Source organism: Saccharomonospora iraqiensis subsp. paurometabolica YIM 90007 (assembly GCF_000231035.2).
Classification (GTDB): Bacteria; Actinomycetota; Actinomycetes; order Mycobacteriales; family Pseudonocardiaceae; genus Saccharomonospora; species Saccharomonospora paurometabolica.
In genome coordinates this window covers 1,626-4,060 of record NZ_KI912225.1, presented here as the reverse complement: position 1 = coordinate 4,060, position 2,435 = coordinate 1,626, and the positions used below count along the sequence as shown (strand labels likewise).

At 73.6% G+C, this 2,435-nt stretch carries 4 protein-coding genes and 1 pseudogene; 3 read left to right on the top strand and 2 right to left on the bottom strand.

Features of this window, described 5'->3' with window-relative positions; translation table 11 throughout:
• The coding region (locus tag SACPADRAFT_RS31375; RefSeq protein ID WP_157577119.1) for a KR domain-containing protein at nucleotides 1-141 on the bottom strand (141 nt) is incomplete at its 3' end.
• Between the two features lie 102 nt (nucleotides 142-243).
• Here SACPADRAFT_RS31375 and SACPADRAFT_RS34320 point away from each other — a divergent pair.
• The 3 genes and pseudogenes from SACPADRAFT_RS34320 to SACPADRAFT_RS0208625 form a co-directional block, all read left to right on the top strand.
• Nucleotides 244-846, top strand: a pseudogene (locus tag SACPADRAFT_RS34320) (DUF222 domain-containing protein); the annotation flags it as partial.
• Between the two features lie 97 nt (nucleotides 847-943).
• Nucleotides 944-1,309, top strand: a complete 366-nt coding sequence (locus tag SACPADRAFT_RS34315; RefSeq protein ID WP_028662330.1) for a 13E12 repeat family protein — start codon at nucleotides 944-946, stop codon at nucleotides 1,307-1,309.
• Between the two features lie 219 nt (nucleotides 1,310-1,528).
• Entirely contained in the window at nucleotides 1,529-2,239 is a 711-nt protein-coding gene (locus SACPADRAFT_RS0208625) for an MBL fold metallo-hydrolase (RefSeq protein WP_007027269.1), read from the top strand.
• Between the two features lie 25 nt (nucleotides 2,240-2,264).
• On the opposite strand, the gene SACPADRAFT_RS0208620 is transcribed toward SACPADRAFT_RS0208625, so the two are convergent.
• On the bottom strand, nucleotides 2,265-2,432 hold the full coding sequence (locus SACPADRAFT_RS0208620; protein WP_051442426.1) for a GntR family transcriptional regulator: 168 nt from the start codon (nucleotides 2,430-2,432) through the stop codon (nucleotides 2,265-2,267).
• Nucleotides 2,433-2,435 lie beyond the last annotated feature (3 nt).

The window sequence follows — 2,435 nt, the reverse complement described above, 5'->3', positions numbered from 1 at the left end:
GTCGCTGCGCCGGGCGGCGAGCACGACGGTGTGCGCGCCTTGCTCCGCCAGCCGCCGCGCCACGGCCGTGCCGATCTCGCTGCGGCCGCCGAGCACGACCACGGTGCCCGGGGTGCCGGTCGTCGGTGCCGAAGAGGCCATGACGGGCAGTGTCGCAGAGCCGGGACAGCCGGGTGGGTCGGCATCGGACTCAGCCGATCGAGACATCGCGGTGAGCCGCTCAACGCGGCTAGACTCGAACACATGAGCGATGAAGGGGGAGGCGATGGTGCGCCGTGCGGCGCACTGTCGCGTATGGACCGTATCCGTGCACTGGGCGAGCACATCGCCCGGTTGCAGGCCCGTCAGCTCCGGGAGGTCGCCGCGTGTGTCGACCGGCGGGACCCGGCGGACGTGGCCGCCGAGCTCGCCCTGACGTTGACGATCGGCGATCGTGACGCCCGGCGGACCGTCGACCTGGCGACGGTGCTGGTGTCCCGGTTGCCGTCCACATTGGCCGCGATGGAGACCGGTGTCCTCGATGCGTACAAGGCGTCCAAGGTGGCCGAGCCGACGGCGTACCTCCCGGACGCGAAGGCGCGGCAGGTCGACGCGACCCTCGCCGACCGACTGTCCGGAAAGGACCCGGGGGCACTGCGGCAGGCAGTGAACCGGGTGGTGGCACGGGTCGACCCGGACGGTGCGGCCGACCGCGCCGCGCGGCGCCGGGCCGAGCGGCGCGTCGAGCTGATCCACGGCGGCGACGGCACGGCCGTTCTGCGTCCCGAGTTGCCCGCCGAGGTGGCGAGCGCGGCCTATGCCCGCGTCGACCGGATCGCCCGTTCCCTGCGTCGGCACGGGGAGCCCCGCACGACTGACCAGCTCCGGGCCGACGTGCTGGCCGACCTGCTGCGAGGTGGGCACACCACGACCGAGGGCCCCACCGCGCAGCACCCGCGCGGAGGTGTTCGTGCACGTCGCGCTGCCCACCCTGCTCGGTGCCGACGACCGCCCGGGAGAACTCGACGGGCACGGCCCCCTCCCGGCGCAGGTGGCCCGGGAGATCGCGTTCGATTCCACCTCGACGTGGCGCCGCCTCGTCACCGACCCGCGCACCGGGTCCCTGCTGGATGTGGGGCGGGCGCGGTACCGGCCACCCGCGGCGACGGACGAGTTCGTGCGGGTGCGGGACCACGTGTGCCGGTTCCCGGGGTGCCACCGGCCGAGCCGGTTCGGCGACCTGGACCACGTGGTCGACTGGGGCGCGGACGCCACGGCCGCACCGCCCCGGACAACCTGGTGGGCCTGTGCCGACGGCACCACCGGTTGAAGAACGTGCCCGGGTGGGGACTCCGGCTGAACCGGGCCACCCACCGGTTCACCGTGCACACGCCCTCGGGCCACACCCACGGCACCGACCCGCGACCGCTCCTGGATCCGGGCGCGCACTCCCCGATCCCGGATCCCGATCCGCCGCCGTCTGACGTCCGGGGGGAGCGTCGACGTGCCGGGGGGCGGAGGGCCCGAACCCGGCCGATACGATCGGGGCATGTCCGAGCGCCTGTACTTCCGGCAACTGTTGGCCGGCCGCGACTACGCCGTCGGCGACCAGATCGCCACCCAGATGCGCAACTTCAGCTACCTCATCGGCGACCGGGAGACCGGCGAGGCCATGGTGGTCGACCCCGCCTACGCGGTGGACGACCTGCTCGGACTGCTCGACGACGACGGGATGCGGCTCACCGGCGTGCTGGCCACGCACTACCACCCCGACCACGTCGGCGGGGACATGATGGGCTTCTCCCTGCCCGGGGTGGCCGAGCTGCTCGCCCGCAAGCAGGTGCCGATCCACGTCGCCGACGCCGAGCAGGAGTGGGTGCGGCGGGTCACCGGCGTGTCCGGCACCGACCTGGTCGCCCACGACCACGACGACACCGTCGCGATCGGCGCGATCGAGGTCCGCACCCTGCACACGCCGGGGCACACCCCCGGCAGCCAGTGCTTCCTGCTGGACGACGCGCTCATCGCGGGCGACACGCTGTTCCTCGACGGCTGCGGGCGCACCGACCTGCCCGGCGGCGACGCCGACGCGCTGTACGGCAGCCTCCAGCAGCTCGCGGGCCTGTCCGGCGACCCGGTGGTGTATCCGGGGCACATGTACTCGGCCGAGCCGTCGGCGAACCTGTCGCACGTGCGGGAGACCAACGTCGTCTTCCGGCCCCGGTCGCTGGCGGAGTGGCGGCAGATCTTCGCGGGCTGAGCCCGACAGCCAGGTCGGAGTCGGCCTACTTCTCGGCGATGAAGGTGCCGCGTCCGACCACGACGGTCACGATGCCTTCCCGCCGCAGCTCCAGGACAGCTCGCTTGACCGTGCCCACCGCCACGCCGTACGAATCGGCCAGGTCCGCGTAGGCGGGTAGCCGTGCGCCATCGCTCAGGCGCCCCGCCCGCACGTC

What these genes read in the sequence shown, in the direction of transcription:
- SACPADRAFT_RS0208625 (WP_007027269.1), top strand. Translation starts at nt 1,529, where the DNA reads ATGTCCGAGCGCCTGTACTTCCGGCAACTGTTGGCCGGCCGCGACTAC.